We start from the raw sequence: 17,618 nt of genomic DNA, 5'->3' as shown, positions 1-17,618 counted from the left end.
CTCGAGTGCCTCAAACTACTTGCTGGCCTGGATCGGATTCTCCATCGAAACCGACGACAATCTTCGCAACGGGTGGCAGCCTAGCAGCGTGTGCGAAGAGTGGGCAAACGGAGTCGGCCTGGAAATCGGAGTTGAGTCCGCTGCCGCAACCCGCTCACACCGCGGCGGTATCGTCGACCAACATTACCGGGCGCAACAACTCGCGCGGCAGATCGTCGATGAAGCGTGATGGTTTGCCCAACACCATGCCGAGCGCGCGGTCGTAAATGTTCACCGGCTGCACGAAGTAGAGTTGCTGCTTGGCGCGCGTGGCGGCGACGTACATCAGGCGGCGCTCCTCTTCGAGATCCTTCTCGTCGTTGACGTTGTAGAACGACGGAAACCGGCCATCGACGGCCCAAATGATGAACACGCTGTGCCACTCCAATCCCTTCGCCGAGTGGATCGTCGACAGCGTGAGCAACCCCTCGTCGTCTTCGCCGCTCGCCAGCGTGTCGCCGACCACGTCGGTCGGCGGTTCGAGCGCCATGTCGGTGAGCAGCGACTGCAGGCTCTCGAACCGCATCGCGATCGCGCCAAATTGATCGAGGTCCTTCTGCCGCTTCGGATGGTCTTCGCGGTGGACGCGCTTGAGAATCGGCTCGTAGTACTTGCACACCTCGTTGAGCAACTCGGCGGGCTTGCGCCCTTCGTCGGCGAGCCGTCGCAGCAATCCGGCGAGCGCGTGCAGATCGGTGGAGAAGCTGCGCCTGGGAAAGCTGGCGAGCTGTGTCGCCGGATCGGCGCCTGCGAAGACCCAATCGATGATCTCTTCGCTGGTGCGCGGGCCGACGCCTTCGAGCAGCAATAGCACGCGATGCCACGACACCGCGTCGCGTGGGTTCGCGACGATGCGCAGGTGCGCCAACACGTCTTTGATGTGCGCCGACTCGATGAACTTGAAGCCGCCGCGCTTCACGAACGGAATCTCCGCCCGCGCTAGTTCGATTTCGAGATCGAACGAATGGAAGCTCGAACGAAACAACACCGCGATGTCGGTCAGCGGGACACCCTCTTCGCGCAATTCGAGCACGCGTTGGCTGACGAAGCGCGACTGAAACTGCTCGGTGTCGGCGACCACCAGCAACGGCGCCTCGCCGCCGGTGCGGCTGGTGAACAGCTCCTTGGCGTAGCCGACCTGCGCGCGGCGGATGATGGCGTTGGTGACGTTTAAGATTGACTGCGTGCTGCGGTAGTTCTCTTCCAGCTTGATCAGCCGCGCGCTCGGAAACAGCGTCGGGAATTCCATGATGTTGCGGAAATCCGCGCCGCGGAAGGAATAGATGCTCTGCGCGTCGTCGCCGACCACCATCACGTTGTCGTGCGCGGTGGCGAGCAAGCGGACGATGTCGGCTTGGATCGCGTTGGTGTCCTGGTACTCATCGACCATGATGAAGCGGTACTGCTGCGACAAACGCAGGCGCACGTCGTCGTGCTGCGCGAGCAGATCGCGCAACTTCACCAGCAGATCGTCGTAGTCGACCAGATAGCGCTCGTGTTTGTAAATCGCGTAGCGCTCCTGCAGCGCCAGCAGATCGGGCAAAAGTTCGATGAGGTGCGGATACTCGCCCTCGACCAAGTCGGGCAACGCCACCGACTTGTTGACCGCCATGCTGTAGATCTCGGCGATGGTCTGCTTACGCGGGAAGCGCTTCTCCTTCTTGTCGAAGCCGAGCTGCGCGCGCAGCAGGTTGATCACGTCCTCCGAATCGCCACGATCGAGAATGGTGAAGGCCGACGGGATGCCGAGCGCGGTGCCGTGGCGACGCAGGACAGTGTTGGCGAACGAGTGAAACGTGCCGCCGGCGACCCGCTCGCAGCGCCCGTCGAGCAGTTGGCTGGCACGGCGCAGCATCTCGGCGGCCGCGCGGCGCGTAAAGGTGAGCAGCAAGATGTTGTGCGGATCGACGCCCGACTCCACCAAGCGCGCCACCCGATAGACGAGGGCGCGGGTCTTCCCGGTGCCGGCGCCGGCGATGACCAGCAACGGCCCGTCGAGCGAAGTCGCCGCGTCGTGCTGCGCCGGATTGAGTTGCTGCGCATACTCGATGCGAAACTCGGGCTCGCGCGGCGGCAGCAGCCCGCGCCGCAACGTGTATTTCTCCGGTTCAGGCGGCATCGCTGGCCCGCATGACGTCGAGCGCGCGGCGCTGATGGTACGCGAGCGCATCCGCCGGATAGCGATGCGCGCGACCATAGATGCACTCCCACCGAGCATGGCAACGATCGGCGCAGTTTCCTGGCACCTCCGCCCCCTCTCCCCCTGGGTGAGGGTTAGAGTGGAGCGCCGGTGCGTTGCGCGGCTCACCCTGTCGCTCTCTTCGATGAACCGGGAGACCTGCGCGATATGCCGTACACGCCGGCACGTCCCAGCCGCGCTCGCTGATCGCCGCCCCCGGGCAGGCGCTGATGCACGGCTTGTCGGCGCATGTTCCGCACGGATCGAACGGAGTCACCGGCGTCGACTCGATCGCGACGTCAAGCAGCAACGCCGCGCGTAGCGCGATCCACGGCCCGTACTCCGGGTGCACCAACACGCCGAGCAGGCTGCGCGCTCCGAATCCGGCGAGCGCGCCGAGATGGATGAACGACACCGGCTCTTCATCGAACCGAAACGGATAGAGGAAGCGCCCCGCGGTCCCCATACTAGCGAGCACAGGAGGAACATCACGCTCGATGATCGTCGCCGCGTAACAATCGAGCGGATTCGGTTCCTGGGTTTGCGGTTGCGCATCGCGCCCATCGCGATGCTGACGAAACCCCTCCCAGAACGGCCCGCCGCCATTGCCGATGACGATAAGCGACTGGCTCGTGGGATAGCGCTTGCGCAGACGATAGCGTTCCGGTACGTCGCGGTCGTAGCGCTCGACCGGCAGCGCCGCCACCAAGTTGAGGCCGGCCGGCAACAGCGCGGCACGCACAGCGGCAATGAGAGACATGAGACGGCTCAACTATAGCAACGGCGGCGCAGCGGCAAAAGAACGCACCGTAGCTTTGTGTGATGCGTGTACGGAAGCCCATGTCTGAGCCCAAGCACCTTGACCTGCGGGGAGTGCGTTGCCCTCTCAGTTGGGCCAAGGCCAAGGTGCACCTCGAGGCGCTGCCGCACGGCGACGCGTTGGAGCTGGTGCTAGACGACGAAAAGGGCGCGCGCGACATCCCGCGTGCAGCCGAGGCCGAAGGCTACGCGGTCGATCTGGTGGAGCACGCACCACCGCTCTGGCGGCTGGTGATTCATCGGTGAGGTCGTGAATCGTGACTCGTGTTCGTGAATCGTGACTCGTGTTCGTGAATCGGGAGTCGTGAATCGGGAGTCGTGAATCGGCGGAGTCAATCCAGAGAAGGGGAGCGTTACAGCTATGGCCACAGATTCGCAGCAGGTTGATTTTGAAAAGGTGAAAACCTTCATCGAGCATGTGTTCGGCTTCCTCAGCGGGGCGACGGTTTCGGGGATGATCTATCTCGGCGATCGGCTCGGCTTGTATCGCGCGCTGCAAGGCGCGGGCGCGGTAACCAGCGACGAGCTCGCGCGCAAGACCGGGCTCAACGAGCGCTGGGTGAGGGAGTGGCTCCGGGCGCAAGCCGGCGCGCATCTGATCGAGTACAAAGGAGATGGTCGGTTCGAACTCGGCATCGAGGCGACCTTCGTACTCGCTGAAGAGAACAGCCCGGCATTTGCGGCCGGCGGCTTTTGCTCGTTGCCGCAACAGTTCGCTGTGCTCGAAAAGCTTCCCGAGGCATTCAAGACGGGCGTCGGTTTGCCCTACGACGCGCTTGGCCCCGAAGGCGCGGTTGGCATCGAACGATTCCTCGCGCCGTGGTTCCGGACGTTCCTCGTGCCGGTGGCTTTGCCGAAGTTGGATGGTGTCGTTGCCAAGCTGATGCGCGGCGCGCTCGTCGCCGACGTCGGCTGCGGCGCCGGCGTGGCGTTGCTGGAGATGGCGAAGGCGTATCCGAAGTCCACCTTTCACGGTTACGACATCTCCAAGCACGCCTTGGCGCGCGCGGCGGTGAACCAGCAAGCGGCGGGCGTCACCAACACCACGTTTCACGATGCGCGTACCGATGGGTTGCCGGGCGACGCCGGCTTCGACTTCATCACCACCTTCGATTGCCTGCACGACATGGCACATCCCGACGTGGCGATCGGCGCGATCCGTCGGGCGCTCAAACTCGACGGCACCTTGCTGATCGCCGACATCAACGGCAAGCCGACGTTCGAAGAGAACCTCGAACGCAATCCGATGGTGGCGATGATGTACGGCTTCTCGATCATGAGTTGCATGTCGTCGGCCTTGTCGGAGCCTGGCGGCGCCGGACTGGGCACGCTCGGGTTCACCGAGCAAGTGGCGCGCGAGATGACGGCCGCCGCGGGCTTCACCCGCTTCACCCGTCACGACTTCGAGAATCCGGTCAACGCGTACTACGAAGTGCGGCCGTAGGACGATCCCTCGGCGTCAACGCCGGAAGAAACTGAGTCCGTGTTCGCGCAAAATGGCGGTGCGCTCGTGCACCCGGTGGCCGCCGGGATACAGGGCGGTTGGATCGCAACCGGAGAAGTCGTCGCCGTGCGCGAGCACGCAGTCGCGATAGTTGAGGCGCGCGGCGCGCAGCGTCGCGGCATCGATCGCGGCGTTGGCGGATCCCGCCACCCAACTTCGGGCGGAGACCAACAGCAGCACGAGTACGAGCGCCGTGCGCGCGCGGCGCGGCCAATTGCGGGCGCAGTCGAAGACGAACAAGCTCGCGCTGGCCACGATGAGGAGCGAGAGGTGAACGTAGCGCGGCGTGATCGCTTGCGTGTAGCCATACCCGACGCGGCCAACCATCGTCATCGCCAGGATGATCGCGCCGACGATCATCAGCGGATAGCGCCGCGCGACATCACGCAGCGCGCGGAGCGGATCACTCATCGCCATCGTGCGGACGAGGCAGGCCAGCACCGCCAGTACGAGAGCGATCCCCGACACGCCGGCGCCCCATGGCCGGGGGAAGAACGGACTGCCGAGCCAGATCAGCACGTACTTGAGCGTGGCGAGCGGATCCACCAGCGCCGCCAGCATATCGGGATGGCCGGCGGGTTTTTCGTAGCCGATGAAGTACGTCGCCAGCACCAGCCCGGCCACCACACAGAGCCCGAGATAGCCGCGCGGCAGTGACTCGCGGGCGGCGAGTGTCAGCGCACCGAATACAAGCACGAACAGCGAGAGGGCCAGACCGTGAATCAGCCCGAGCGGCGTGGCCACCACCAACACCGCGACTCGCCATCCGCCGCGGCCGGTGTCGACGTAGCGGCGGAATGCTTCGCCGAACAGGACGATGAACAGATACAACACGCCCCATGAAAAGCCGCTGCTCCACACCATGTGTTCCCACTGCCGCAGCGTGAACAACCAGCCGGCGAGACTGGCCACGAGCAGCACGCGTACGGTTGCGCTGAGCTGCGGCCGTTCGCGGAGCGCGCCGCGCAGGAACACGAATCCGCCGAGTACGAGGAGAATGGTGCAACCGAACGCGGCGCCGTACTCGTTCCAATGCGTCGCCCGGCACCAGCCGGCGGCGAGCAGCAGCTTCTCGTAGATCAAGCGATGCTCGTTGTGTTGCTGCCACAGGTATTCGAGCGTGAGCGGACGAATGCCCGCGATCAGCTCGGTGTGATCCCACGAATCGGAGAACGGCACGTCGGCAGCGTAAAGCGCGGTGAACGCCAGCATCGCGGCGGCCAGCGCCGCCGGCACCAGCCATTCGACTCCGCCCCGTCGCATGCCGGCCCGCGCGATCAACCGCCGCCGCGCCGCTCAACCGCGCAACGGGCGGAAGAACGCGCGAATGTCATCGACCAGCGCCTGCGGCTCTTCCATCGCAGCGAAGTGTCCGCCCGATTCGAACTCGGTCCATCGCTGCACGTCGTAAACTTTCTCCGCCCACGCGCGCGGCGGCTTGAACAATTCTTTCGGAAAGATCGCGCAGCCAGTCGGCACGTCGATGCGAATGCCGCGCGGCGGGAATAACCCGGAGCGCATCGCCTCGCAGTACAAGCGGATCGACGACGGTGCGGTCTCGGTCACCCAATAGATGGTGATGTTGGTGAGCATCTCGTCTTTGCTGAGACGGCTCTCGACGTTGCCATTGCAATCGGTCCAGGTGCGAAACTTCTCGACGATCCAGGCGGCGAGCCCGGCGGGCGAGTCGTTGAGCGCATAGCCGAGCGTCTGCGGCTTGGTGCCCTGGATCTGCTGATAGCCGGTTTCTTCGCGCATGAAGCGCTGCATCTCCATCAACCGGACGATCTCCGCTTCGTTCAGCCCGTCGCCCGGATTGGCTTCATCGGGCGGGAACGCCACCACCATGTTGAGGTGAATGCCGGCCAGTTGCTTGGCGTGCTGCGAGCCGAGGCAGGTGGTGATGATCGCGCCCCAGTCGCCGCCTTGTGCGCCGTAGCGCGTGTAGCCGAGTTGCGCCATCAGCGCGGCGAACACGTCGGCCATTTTCCCGGGATGCATGCCGGGCGAGCGAGGATGATCGGAGAACCCGTAGCCCGGCAGCGATGGCGCGACCACATCGAAGGCGTCCGCCGCATCACCCCCGTGTCGCGCGGGATCAGTCAGCGGGCCGATGATCTTCAGGAACTCAACCACCGATCCCGGCCAGCCGTGGCTAATCAGCAGCGGCAGCGGCTTCGGCCCCACCCCGCGCTCGTGAATGAAATGGACACCGAGTCCCTCGATGTCGCTGCGGAAGTGATGGAGCTGGTTGAGCGCGCGCTCGGCGGCGCGCCAGTCGTAGCGCGTGCGCCAGTACTCGACGAGTTCCTTCAAGTACGCCAGGTCGGTCCCGTAGCTCCAGTCGGCGTCGTTCACCTCGTCGGGGAAACGCGTGCGCGCCAACCGCTGCTTGAGATCGTCGAGGACGTGGTCGGGCACGTTGATACGAAACGGTTCGATGGCCATGGAGTCCTCCAAGTGATGACGGCGCGGAACTATACACGGCAACGGGTTTCGATGCACCCGTTGTCGCCCCGTGCGTGGTGTGACGGGTCAACAGCCCGTTGAAAGACCCCGCATGCTTCTAGACGCGCCTGTCGCGGCGCTCCTCAGCATGAACGGTTCTCCCCTTCTGCCACAACGCTCTTCCGCTCGTCCTGAGGAGGCGTGCAGCGCCGTCTCGAAGGGCGCCGCACCTTTCAATAGGTTGTTACGGGCGCAGCGCACGGCGCTGGACGAATTGGAAGCGCGCCCCTTTGCTGAACTTGGTGAGCGTGACCTCGGGTGGCTCGGCTGCGGGCTCGGCATTCGGATCGATCACGATCGACCACGCAACACGCGCGCCGGTGACGTGCAGCGGCCGGCAGCGCGCGCGTGGGTTCACGGTCCGCACAATCGCGTCGAGCGCGCGGTGCGGCTGCGATCCGAGCAGCGCAAACCACGAGTAGGCATCGCCCTCGGACAGCGCGGCGCATTCGCCGATCCAACAGTGCACGGCATCGCCAACGCGCTGCACGCGGAAGTCGACGTACGCACGCGGATGGAACGCGGGATGGAGTTGAAGGAGTTTAGCGATCGCGTCCAAGTCGTCGCCCTCGATACTCATCGCGGCGGCGACTCGCTCCGCGGCCAGGCCGGCGATGCCGACCCACTGCTGCGATGCGATCTCACGCGCGACGTCGTCGCCCCAGCGCTCGGCGAGCGTTGTCATGAACGCGCGCACCAGCAGGTGTCCCTGCACGCAGAATTCTTGGTTGACCGTGACGAGCGCGGGATGCGCGAGATCTTCGAGTTGAAAGTCGGGGTCGAACGGACCCGAGTAGTCAGTCCATCCGCCTTGATTGCCACCTTGCTCGCCACCAGACTCACCGAGCTTGGGCGGCGGCGGCGCGAGCGCGAGGCGGGCGAGGCGCGACTGACGCACCTTCGCGGTCAACGCGATCTCCACCACAGGAGTCGCCTGCGGCTCGATGCGCACGCGCCAATGGCAGTGCGGCGCGCGATCCGCCGGCACGCGCGGCGGCCGATGAATCGGCCGCACCTGCGCGCGCGGATTGGTCGCCACTGCGGTGGCGTCGAAGGTGGGGTCCTCGATGTGATGACACATGCCGACGACGAACTCCTCGCCCATCGGCTCGACGTCCATCAACGCGCCGCAGTAGGGCAGCCAAAACTCCCCGCTGCCGTCGTCGTTGATGCGGAAGCGAAAATCGAGAAAGCCGTGCGGGGCGCCGACGTCGAACTGCATGCCCTTGAAGATCGTCGCGACGTCGTCGCCGTGAAAGCGCAGCGCCTGCTGCATGCGCTGCGTGTAGACCGGGCTCGCGCCCATCCACTCGGCGATGGCGACTTCGCGCATCGCGGTGGCGCCGTAGCGCGCGAGCACCTGCGGGATGCCGGCGCGGTCCTGCAAGTGCGCGGCGAGCTGATACTCGCGCCCGAGCACCGCCAGCGCCTGGCGCGAGAGCATCCCGAGGTGAAACTCCGGATCGAAACGGCCGCGGTAGTCAGTCATCGCAACAGGCTCGCTCATCAATCGCACACCTCGTTCGTCTGGCTCGTCTCGGTTGAGTTGCGTCGGGAATGTAGGCTGGTCGATCGAAAAATCTCAAGCGGTCTCGTTGTGCGCTGTCAGCGCACCCCGAGTGCCAAATGGAACGATGCGAAAAACCAGGAAGCCGGTGCTGATCACCAAACGCGGACGCGCAATCGCACAGCTCGTGCCACCTCCCGAGGAGCAGACCGCGCCGTGGCGCCGACTGCGTTGCAGTGTCTCGCGCATGGGCAACGTGATCGAGCCGGTCGTCAGCGACTTGGAGATTCGGGCGTTGCGGTGACGGTAGCGCCACTGCTCGACAGGCACGCGTGGCCGTGATGGCTCGATGTCCGCATGGCTGCTGCCGGATGAGTCGAAGGGGCGTGAGCCCGCAAGAGGTGCATCCTATTCGCCACCAGATAAGGGAGGACGACCTTCCGTCTTGTAGCGATTTGACTTCCAAACAACTCGTGATGCATGAAGGGTCGCCGCGGTGGGACGCTATGCTGCGGGGCTCGCTGGGGTTGCGGAGTTTGTTCGGAGGGGGCGAATTGTAGTTAGATGGCACCAAACCAACGTCATCCCCTACACCGCACTCATGGACACATTTCGAATGATCATTGATTCGGTTTCGCTCATCTCAAACCTGTTCACCATCGTTGCGTCCGCGATTGCGATCGTGGTGTTCTTCGCAAAGCGTAAGGAGCTCTCGACAGCCCTTTCGCTGCTGCTCAACTGGTCCTACCAGACGACGCTTTCAGACATTGTCGGAAAGCTGGATAGATTGAGCGAGTACAACGCGAACGAGCCAACCGACATTCCCGAGATCAAGAACATCCTTCACGAGATTGCTGGGCAGATTCGTGGTAACACCCGGCTGCTGAGCGCAGCCCCGACAATGCCCGAAAGGGTCGAAGCTTTCGCCTCCGGCAAACGACTCGCGGAACCAAGCAAGCGTTCTATGGTCGCCGAGATCAGAGAGGTTGTACGCAATCTTCAGGTCCGAAACATGAACTCCGAGAGTGGAGCGTGAAATGAGCAAGGTTGTCCAAGCAGTCAATGCGATGATTATCCATGCCGACCTTATCACCGGCGTGATTCAGGGTCAGGATCGGGGAGAGCTATTCTTCCTCTACAAAGGCAAGCACAAGTGGTCGATCCGAGTGGACCATTCGGGCGAATACTACCTTTGGTACTACCCCGGCGACGCAGAGCTAGCTGACCTTGCTGCCTATGATGATCCCGACTGGGGGCACACGCCAATTGTTACCTACAAGACGTCCGATATCGGCACCAAGGAAGCCCAGGCGAGCTTTGCGGAGCTGTACGGAATCCTAAAGGAGCGAATATACGGGATGAATGAGGTGCTCGACGACATCATCTCGGATACATGATCCAGACCTGAAGTAGGGGCGATCACGTGCGCTGTCAGGTGCCGTCCAACGCCTTCGGCGGCCGCTGAAGGATGGACGTTATGCGAGCGACGAACAGGGGACAAACAAGTGCCAGCGAAGGTGAGAGAACTCATCGCTGACCTCCAACGAGCGGGCTTTGCCGACCGGGGAGGCAAGGGAAGTCATCGAAACTACGTCCATCCGAACGTCGCCAAACCTGTGGTCATATCCGGCAATTTGGGCGATGATGCGAAGCACTACCAAGTTCGGGCGGTGCGGCTTGCGCTTGAGGAGTCAAAGAAATGAAAGAGAGTGCCCGTTACGCAAAGATCGTGGAGTGGTCGGACGAAGATCAGGCCTACGTCGGCAGCGCGCCCGGCTTGATCTACGGGGGATGCCACGGCGACAACGAACGCGAAGTGTTCGACGAGCTCTGCAGAATCGTGGAGGAAGCGATCGCGCTCTACAAGACCGACCAGAAGCCGCTGCCTCCTCCGACATCTGGGCGCGATTTCGCGAACAAGATGCAACACGTTGCCTGACCAGCTGATGAGCGCGACGGGCGGGGCGCTCATGGCGACAGGTTTCGCAAGCGGACGCGCTCAGCCGAGCAACGGCTTGCTGGTGCCGGACTCCTGCCGCAGCTTGTACTTCTCGACGCGCTGCGATGGGGTCTTCGGCAACGAGTCGCGGAATTCCCACAGCCGCGGCACTTGGAATTTGGCCAGCCGTTCAGCGGCAAACGCGCGTAGTTCGTCGGCGGTCGCCGGGCCGTTGAGGACGACGAACGCTTTCACTTCCTGACCCAGCACCGGATCGGGGATGCCGATGACCGCGGCCTCGACGACGCGCGGATGTTCGCGCAAGGTTTTCTCGATCAGCACCGACGAGATGTTCTCGCCGCCGCGGCGAATCACGTCGCGTTTACGATCGACGAAGTAGAGCCAACCGTCCTCGTCGAGGTAGCCGAGATCGCCGGTGAAGAACCAACCGTCGCGCAGCGTCAGCGCCGTTTGTTCGGGATCGTGGAGGTACTCGGCCATGTGGTGCGGCGAGTGAATCGTGATCTCGCCGACCTCCCGCGGTTTGAGCGGCTGGCCGGCATCGTCGCAGATGCGAATCGCCACGCCGGGCACCGGCGGCCCGGCGGAGCCGGCGCGCGGCGGGTGCCCCATCGGCTCGATGGTCACCACGCCGGCGTCGGTCGATCCGAAACATTCGGCCACATGCCGCACGCCGAAGCGTTCAATGATGCGGTCGCGAATCGGCGCGCTCCCCAAACCGAGAATGACGCGCAACTTACTTGTCCGTTCGAGCTCGCTCGGTTCGCGGGTCAGCAACATCGCAAGCACGGTGCCGAGGGTGTAGAGCACGGTGGCGTGGCTGGCGTGGACGAGCGGCCAGAACCCGGAGACGTGAAAAGCAGCGGGAAAGGCCACCGTGCCGCCGGCTTGCAGCGCAGTCACCGTGGCGCCCCACGCGTTGCCGTGAAACAGCGGCGTGACGGCGACGATCGTGTCGTCGCCGTTGATGCCAAGGCATTGCAAGAAGTGTTTGCCCGCCGCGCCGGTGCTGCCGTGGTGAAACACCACGCCCTTCGGATTGCCGGTGGTGCCCGAGGTGTACAGCAACGTCGATGGATCGCTGGCGCCGAGCGTGATCGGCACCGCGTCGTCCGAACTCCGCGCCAGCAGTTGATCGAATGCGACGGTGCCTTCGTACGCGCCGAACACGGCCACGGTGGCTCCCGGCGGCAGCGGCAACTGCGGCGACACGATGTGCGGCGCGTTCGCGATGTCCGTGACGATCACTTTCGGCGCGGCGTGCGACAGGATGTACGCCAGCTCCTTCGCGCCAAGCGCGGGATTGACCGGATTGTAAACCGCCCCGGCCTTCATGATTCCGAACGCGCCGACGAGAAAGTCGACCGAGTTGCCCATCGCCAGCGTGACGCGATCGCCCTTACTGACGCCGAGCGAGCGCAGCGCGTGCGCGGCTTGGTTTGTTAACCGATCGAATTGCCGATAGGTCACCCGCCGCCCGGCGTGAAAGATGAACGGGTGCGCGCCGCGCGTCGCGGCGTGCAGCGTGAGCACATCGAGGATGGTCAATGGCGAATCCATCAAGATTCCGCGCTGGCCTACGCCATGGTTCCGAAATCCGCGACCACAGCCGCGCCGTTGATCATGCGCGCGTCGTCGGAGGCGAGGAACGTGATGATCGCGGCGATGTCTTCCGGCGCGCCGAGCCGCTGCGCCGTCGGCGGTCCGTAGTAGGCCATGAGCTGCGGCTCGAAATCTTCGCGCGGGATGAAGTTGCGGATCAACGGCGTGTTGACGCCGCCGGGGCAGACGCAGTTCGCTCGCAGCCCACGGCTGGCGAACTCCAACGCGATCGAGCGGGTGAAATTCAGCAACCCGGCCTTCGAGGCGCAGTAGTGCGAGTTGTACGCTTGCCCGCGCAGGCCGGCGATCGAGGAGATGCTCACGATGCTGCCACCCGGTTGCTTCAAGAGATGCTCGACGGCGGTCTTCGTGGTGTGAAACACGCCGTTGAGATTCACGCCGATCACCCGCTGCCACTCGGCTTCGTCGATCTCTTCCAAGCGCGCGCTCTTGCCGACGCCGGCGGCATTGACCAGCACGTTGAGGCCGCCGAATGTCTTCACCGCGGCGGCGATCGACGCGCGCACGGATTCCATCTTCGCGACGTCGCACAACCCGCCCTCGGCGACGCCGCCGGACTGGCGGATCGCCGCGACCGTCTCCCGTATGCCGTCTTCGTTCACATCGGCCGCGAATACCTGCGCGCCTTCGTTCGCGAAACGCGCGGCCGTCGCGCGGCCAACGCCGGAGCCGGCGCCGGTGATGTAGACGATGCGATTGTGAAAGCGATCGGCCGACATCCTTCGCCTTGCCCTCACCCTCTCTCAACAGGAAGCCGGCCCTCGATACGATTGCTTCGCAATCTAGTCGGGCAAACGGGGATTGGGCTCGCCGAGGAAAAAACCGCTTCCCCGAGTAGCCGCACTGAGTAGAAGCCGAAGGCTTCGTATCGAAGGGCGGCGTATCGAGGGGCCACAGACGGAACCTTCATTCGAACCAACCTATCGCCACGCCGCCACGACCTCATCCACCGTCGTGATCGTCGCCAGCAAGCGCAACGTGTGTTCGAAAACAGCGTCGACGTACTCATCCGGCGTACCGGTCACCGCTCCGCGCGGGATCACGACTTGATAGCCGCAGTTGACGGCTTCGATCGTCATCCCGGGGATGCCGATGTTCATCGATACGCCGGTGGCGACCACGGTCTTCACGCCCAAGTTGCGCAGCAACTGATCGAGTTCGCCGGCGTGAAAGGGCGTGACGCCGTGGAAGCGATTGAGCACGAACTCGCCATCGATCGGCGCCAGCGCGTTCACGATCGCTTGCCGCGGTGAGCCGGGCAGCAGCGGATCACCCTTGCGGCCCAACGCCAGCAACAAACAATTCGCCGTCGCGCCCGCGTTGTCGGCGCGCCGCGCGATGGTGAGATAGAAGACCGGCACCTTGGCCGCGCGCGCCGCGGCGAGCACGCGCGCAATCTGCGCGATCGTGCCGTGGCGCGCCACCGCATCGGCGAGCGCATTCAACCGCCCAGCTCCGCCGCTGCCGATGACGCCCTCTTGGCATTCCATCAGCAGCAGCGCACTGTGCGCGGGATTGAGCAGCTCCTTCAAGTCAACTGGCATGGGAATAGAGGCCTACCACAGAGGCACCGAGAACACCGAGGAGACCTTGAGAGGAACCCGCCCTGTGGCCCGACCTCTGTGACCTCTGTGCCTCTGTGGTGAAACCCTCCTCACGACAATCCGTACAGTCGCGCCGGGTTTTTGTGGAAGATGTGTTCCTTGCTGTTCGCGGACAGATCGCTGCGCTCTTCGATGATCTTCACCGTGTCGGGGAAGCTGCAATCCCAGTGGCAGTAGTCGGAGGCGTACACCACGACACCTTCGCCCAGCGAGTTGATCACGTTCGGGATCTGTCGCTCGTCCGGGTCGCAACCGATGAAGCAGCGACCCGAGAGAAAATATTCGCTCGGCTTGCGATCGATGTGCGGCGCTTGTTCCGGCGTGAGTTCCCAGTGCTCGTCGAGGCGATCGAGCCAGAACGGCAGCCACCCGACGTTGGCTTCGAGGAAGGCCACGCGCAATTTCGGGAAGCGATGCAGAATGCCGCCGACGGTGAACGACATCACGGCCAGCATCTGACCGACCGGATGGGTGAACGCGTGCGTCTCGAGGCGGGTCGAGAAGCGATCGACACCGATCGGCACCTGATCGATCGCCTGCCCGCCACCATGAATGCACACCGCGACGCCGAGCCGCTCGGCTTCGCGCCAGACGATGTCGAAACTCGGATGATCGAGGTTCTTGTCGCGCACATGCTGCGGCGCCACCATGCCGACCATACCGTGTTCGGTCACCGCGCGGCGCAACTCGGCGACGGCGGCCTCCGGATCGATCAACGGAAGCTTGGCCACCGTCATGAGCCGCTTGCGATTGTGAGCGGTGTACTCGGCGCGGCAATCGTTGAGCGTGCGACACAGCGCCATGGCGAAATCGCGATCGAGGCCGGCCCACTCCTCGCCGGCGCCGCCGGGGAACATGATCGTTTGATCAATGCCTTCGAGGTCCATGTCTTCGAGGCGTGCCTTGGGGTCGGTCATCCCCGGACGTTCGAGGCTGTCGAGCTTGGCCTTGCCCTGCGTGGTTTTGACGCCGACACCGGGAAGATTGGCGAACTGCTTCTTGATCTTCTCGCGACGCTCTTCCCACTTGGGTTGGAACTGGGCCGGGATGCGCGCCTGCCAATTCGGCTGATCGCCGCCGTGCCCATCCGCATCGATGACATAGTGCCCGAACTTACCCATGAGATGTCCTCCTTGCCAATTTGCCGTTACGCGCGCGCATCCAAATCGAACACGCCGCGCGCGAGCTGTCCTTGCCGCAGATCATCGAGCGCATGATGGAAATCATCGAGTGCGTAATGATGCGTAATCAATTCATCGATCTTCAGCCGGCCGCTGAGATAGAGTTCGGCCAGCATCGGAAAATCGACCCGTGGCCGCGCGGTGCCGTAGCGGCAGCCGAGAATCGCCTTGTTCTGATAGAGCGCGTGGACGACGAAATCCAAACTGGTGCCGAGCTTCGGCACGCCGACGATTGTAAGCGCGCCGCCGGGGCCGAGCGCTTCGAGCGCTTGCTTGATGACGGCGATGTTGCCGACCGCCTCGAAGGTGTAGTCGGCGCCACCGTCGGTGAGCGCTTTGATCGCGGCGACCGGATCGTCCTTCGAGCTGTCGATCACGTGCGTCGCGCCGAAGCGCTTCGCCCATTCGAGCTTCTGCGGCATCACATCGACTGCGATGATCTTCGCAGCGCCTGACATCACGCCGCCTTGCACGCAATTCAGGCCGATGCCGCCGACGCCGAACACCGCCATCGTCGCGCCGGTTTCCACCCGCGCGCGGTTCACCACCGCGCCGAAGCCGGTCATGATCCCGCAACCAATGAGGCACGCGCGGTCGAACGGCACGCGCGGATCGATCGGAATCGCACCCTGCTCACGCACTACCGTGTACTCGGCGAACACCGAGCCGTTGGCGAACTGATAGGCTGGTTGGCCGTCGACGGTGAACGGCTTGGCATCCTTCGGACTTGGTGCGTTGCGGCACTCGGTCGGCCGGCCGACTTCGCAAGCGCGGCAGCGCCCGCAATGCGACAGCGTCGAGACGATCACCGCATCGCCTTCCTTCACCGACACTACGCCAGTGCCGACCGCGTCGATCACTCCTGCGCCCTCGTGCCCCAACACCACCGGCGTCGGGTACGGGATGGTGCCGTCGATCACACTGAGGTCGGAGTGACAAAGGCCGGCGGCTTTGAGCGCGACGCGGACTTCGCCGGGCCCCGGATCGCGCACGCTCACCTCTTCGACAACCACCGGCCGATTGACGCCGTAGAACACTGCAGCTTTCATCATCTTCCCCAGTTACCGTTCACGAGTCACCAGTCACGAATCACCAGTCGGATCACGCCGCCGTGTACCCGATGTATTTCAGTTCGCTGTAAGTGTTGAGCGCGTAGCGTCCGCCGTCGCGGCCGATGCCGCTTTGTTTGTAGCCGCCGAACGGCGCGTCGGGGTTCATGCCGCTGCCGTTGATTTGCACGGTGCCGGTGCGCAGTTGGCGCGCCACGCGTAAGCCGCGCGCGCTGTCGCCGGTCCAGACGTAGCCGTAGAGACCGTATTCGGAATCGTTGGCGATGGCGATGGCGTCGGCTTCGTCGCGAAATGGGATCGCGGTGATCACCGGGCCGAAGATCTCTTCGCGCGCGATGGTCATGATGTTGCGGACCTGCGTGAACAGCGTCGGCTCGACGTAGTAGCCGCGCGGCAAATGTACGGGCCGCTTACCGCCGCAAGCGAGCGTTGCTCCTTCGGCGATTCCGGTGGCGATGCAGCGCTCAACTCGTTCGCGCTGCGTCGCCGACACCAGCGGTCCGACAACGACGCCTGGCTCGTTGGGATCGCCGATCTTCAGCGTCGTTCCCGCGGCGGCCAGCTTCTTGGTGAACTCGTCGTAGATCGATTGCTCAATCAGCACGCGCGTGCCGGCAATGCAGATCTGGCCGCTGTGAAACGTCCACACTTGCATCGCGCTGGCGAGCGCCTTGGCTTGATCCGCGTCGGCGAAGATGATGTTGGCGGATTTGCCGCCGAGTTCCATCAACGTGCGCTTGAAGCGCGCCGCCGCGCTGGCCTGAATCATCCGGCCGACCACTGTGCTGCCGGTGAACGAGATCATGTCGACATCCGGTGAGGTGGTCAGCGCTTCGCCGATGTCCGCCCCGGAACCCGAAACGAAGTTGACGACGCCCGGCGGTAGCACCGAATCGACTATGCGACACAGCTCGGCGACGCCGAGCGGATCGACCGGCGACGGCTTCACCACCACGGTGTTGCCGCAAGCGAGCGCCGGTCCGATTTTACCGGCGCAATTGGTCATCGGAAAATTGAACGGAGTGATGCAGGCGACCACGCCGATCGGCTCGCGCACGACGAGGCCGGCAGCGATGCCGCGCCCCGCGAGATCGCGCGGCGCCAGCGCTTCCTCGATCGGCGCCGTGGCGAGTTCGGCATTCTTCGCCAAACGCAGGGGGACCGCGCCGACTTGCTGCGACACCGCAACCGGTTTGAGCGCGCCGGTCTCGGCGATGGTCAGATCGACGAGTCCCGCCATCTCGGCCTTGAACTTCTCCGCCGCCTTGAAGAGCAACGCGCCGCGTTCGGCGCCGCTCATCGTGCGCCACGGCCCGCGCTCGAACGCGTCACGCGCAGCGTGCGCGGCCGCCTGCACTTGAGCGACCGAGCACTCGGGGGCAAAGCCCGCCGGCGCTTCCGTCGCCGGGTTAGTGATTTGATAGGTCCCGTTGGCCGCGGCGACCCATTCGCCGCCGATGAGGACTTTATCGAAGACCGGTGCGCTCATCGTGTCGACTCAGTTCGCCCCCGCTCGCAGAGGATTTGCCCGCATCTGGAGCGATCTCGCCACTCGTCATTCCGGCGAAAGCCGGAATCCAGGATCGAGCCCCACACCCCTCCTGGATACCGGCTTTCGCCGGTA

At 64.2% G+C, this 17,618-nt stretch carries 18 protein-coding genes; 7 read left to right on the top strand and 11 right to left on the bottom strand.

The genetic code is table 11. The features are described 5' to 3' along the window. Positions 1-154 precede the first annotated feature (154 nt). Together HYR72_20395 and HYR72_20390 are read right to left on the bottom strand one after the other, a co-directional pair. Positions 155-2,158, bottom strand: coding sequence for an ATP-dependent helicase (locus tag HYR72_20395; protein MBI1817340.1), 2,004 nt, complete (start codon positions 2,156-2,158; stop codon positions 155-157). Next, a complete protein-coding gene (locus tag HYR72_20390) occupies positions 2,148-2,978 on the bottom strand; it encodes a hypothetical protein (GenBank protein ID MBI1817339.1) in 831 nt (276 codons plus the stop codon). The genes HYR72_20395 and HYR72_20390 overlap by 11 nt, the downstream gene beginning before the upstream one ends. A gap of 80 nt (positions 2,979-3,058) precedes the next feature. On the opposite strand from HYR72_20390, the gene HYR72_20385 reads away from it, so the two are divergent. Both HYR72_20385 and HYR72_20380 read left to right on the top strand, forming a co-directional pair. Next, on the top strand, positions 3,059-3,283 hold the full coding sequence (locus HYR72_20385; protein ID MBI1817338.1) for a sulfurtransferase TusA family protein: 225 nt from the start codon (positions 3,059-3,061) through the stop codon (positions 3,281-3,283). A 115-nt stretch (positions 3,284-3,398) separates the two neighbouring features. Further along, positions 3,399-4,481, top strand: coding sequence for a class I SAM-dependent methyltransferase (locus HYR72_20380; GenBank protein MBI1817337.1), 1,083 nt, complete (start codon positions 3,399-3,401; stop codon positions 4,479-4,481). Between the two features lie 15 nt (positions 4,482-4,496). Here HYR72_20380 and HYR72_20375 read toward each other — a convergent pair whose 3' ends face one another. From HYR72_20375 to HYR72_20365, 3 genes are all read right to left on the bottom strand, one after another. Beyond that, entirely contained in the window at positions 4,497-5,804 is a 1,308-nt protein-coding gene (locus HYR72_20375; protein ID MBI1817336.1) for a hypothetical protein, read from the bottom strand. 33 nt (positions 5,805-5,837) lie between these two features. Beyond that, complete coding sequence (locus HYR72_20370; protein MBI1817335.1) at positions 5,838-6,989, bottom strand: epoxide hydrolase; 1,152 nt, start codon at positions 6,987-6,989, stop codon at positions 5,838-5,840. 244 nt (positions 6,990-7,233) lie between these two features. Beyond that, positions 7,234-8,556, bottom strand: coding sequence for a hypothetical protein (locus tag HYR72_20365; GenBank protein MBI1817334.1), 1,323 nt, complete (start codon positions 8,554-8,556; stop codon positions 7,234-7,236). 127 nt (positions 8,557-8,683) lie between these two features. Here HYR72_20365 and HYR72_20360 point away from each other — a divergent pair, with 127 nt between their 5' ends. The 5 genes from HYR72_20360 to HYR72_20340 all read left to right on the top strand — a co-directional run bounded on the left by HYR72_20360 (position 8,684) and on the right by HYR72_20340 (position 10,495). Further along, positions 8,684-8,860 (top strand): hypothetical protein, encoded by a 177-nt coding sequence (locus tag HYR72_20360; GenBank protein MBI1817333.1) that lies wholly within the window; start codon positions 8,684-8,686, stop codon positions 8,858-8,860. 297 nt (positions 8,861-9,157) lie between these two features. Continuing rightward, a complete protein-coding gene (locus HYR72_20355; protein MBI1817332.1) occupies positions 9,158-9,592 on the top strand; it encodes a hypothetical protein in 435 nt (144 codons plus the stop codon). Position 9,593: 1 nt separating this feature from the next. Then, positions 9,594-9,953 (top strand): hypothetical protein, encoded by a 360-nt coding sequence (locus HYR72_20350; protein MBI1817331.1) that lies wholly within the window; start codon positions 9,594-9,596, stop codon positions 9,951-9,953. 108 nt (positions 9,954-10,061) lie between these two features. Further along, complete coding sequence (locus HYR72_20345; GenBank protein MBI1817330.1) at positions 10,062-10,259, top strand: type II toxin-antitoxin system HicA family toxin; 198 nt, start codon at positions 10,062-10,064, stop codon at positions 10,257-10,259. Further along, entirely contained in the window at positions 10,256-10,495 is a 240-nt protein-coding gene (locus HYR72_20340) for a hypothetical protein (GenBank protein ID MBI1817329.1), read from the top strand. The genes HYR72_20345 and HYR72_20340 overlap by 4 nt, the downstream gene beginning before the upstream one ends. Positions 10,496-10,555: 60 nt before the next feature. Here HYR72_20340 and HYR72_20335 read toward each other — a convergent pair whose 3' ends face one another. The 6 genes from HYR72_20335 to HYR72_20310 all read right to left on the bottom strand — a co-directional run bounded on the left by HYR72_20335 (position 10,556) and on the right by HYR72_20310 (position 17,483). Further along, positions 10,556-12,076, bottom strand: coding sequence for an acyl--CoA ligase (locus HYR72_20335; protein MBI1817328.1), 1,521 nt, complete (start codon positions 12,074-12,076; stop codon positions 10,556-10,558). A gap of 17 nt (positions 12,077-12,093) precedes the next feature. Beyond that, on the bottom strand, positions 12,094-12,858 hold the full coding sequence (locus tag HYR72_20330; GenBank protein MBI1817327.1) for an SDR family oxidoreductase: 765 nt from the start codon (positions 12,856-12,858) through the stop codon (positions 12,094-12,096). A 201-nt stretch (positions 12,859-13,059) separates the two neighbouring features. Next, the gene (locus HYR72_20325; GenBank protein MBI1817326.1) at positions 13,060-13,683 is read right to left on the bottom strand and encodes an isochorismatase family protein; all 624 of its coding nucleotides are present in this window, start codon (positions 13,681-13,683) and stop codon (positions 13,060-13,062) included. 110 nt (positions 13,684-13,793) lie between these two features. Continuing rightward, positions 13,794-14,864: an amidohydrolase gene (locus tag HYR72_20320; protein MBI1817325.1), complete on the bottom strand. Its 1,071-nt coding sequence runs from the start codon at positions 14,862-14,864 to the stop codon at positions 13,794-13,796. 26 nt (positions 14,865-14,890) lie between these two features. Further along, entirely contained in the window at positions 14,891-15,973 is a 1,083-nt protein-coding gene (locus HYR72_20315; GenBank protein ID MBI1817324.1) for a Zn-dependent alcohol dehydrogenase, read from the bottom strand. A 52-nt stretch (positions 15,974-16,025) separates the two neighbouring features. Then, positions 16,026-17,483 carry an aldehyde dehydrogenase family protein gene (locus HYR72_20310; protein MBI1817323.1) on the bottom strand — a complete coding sequence of 486 codons (1,458 nt, stop codon included), beginning with the start codon at positions 17,481-17,483 and terminating at the stop codon, positions 16,026-16,028. Positions 17,484-17,618: the final 135 nt, after the last annotated feature.

The sequence above is a fragment of the Deltaproteobacteria bacterium genome, from assembly GCA_016178705.1.
In the GTDB taxonomy this organism is placed as follows: Bacteria; Desulfobacterota; Binatia; order HRBIN30; family JACQVA1; genus JACOST01.
Note: the sequence above shows the minus strand (reverse complement) of the source record. Positions and strands in the feature narration are given on the sequence as shown.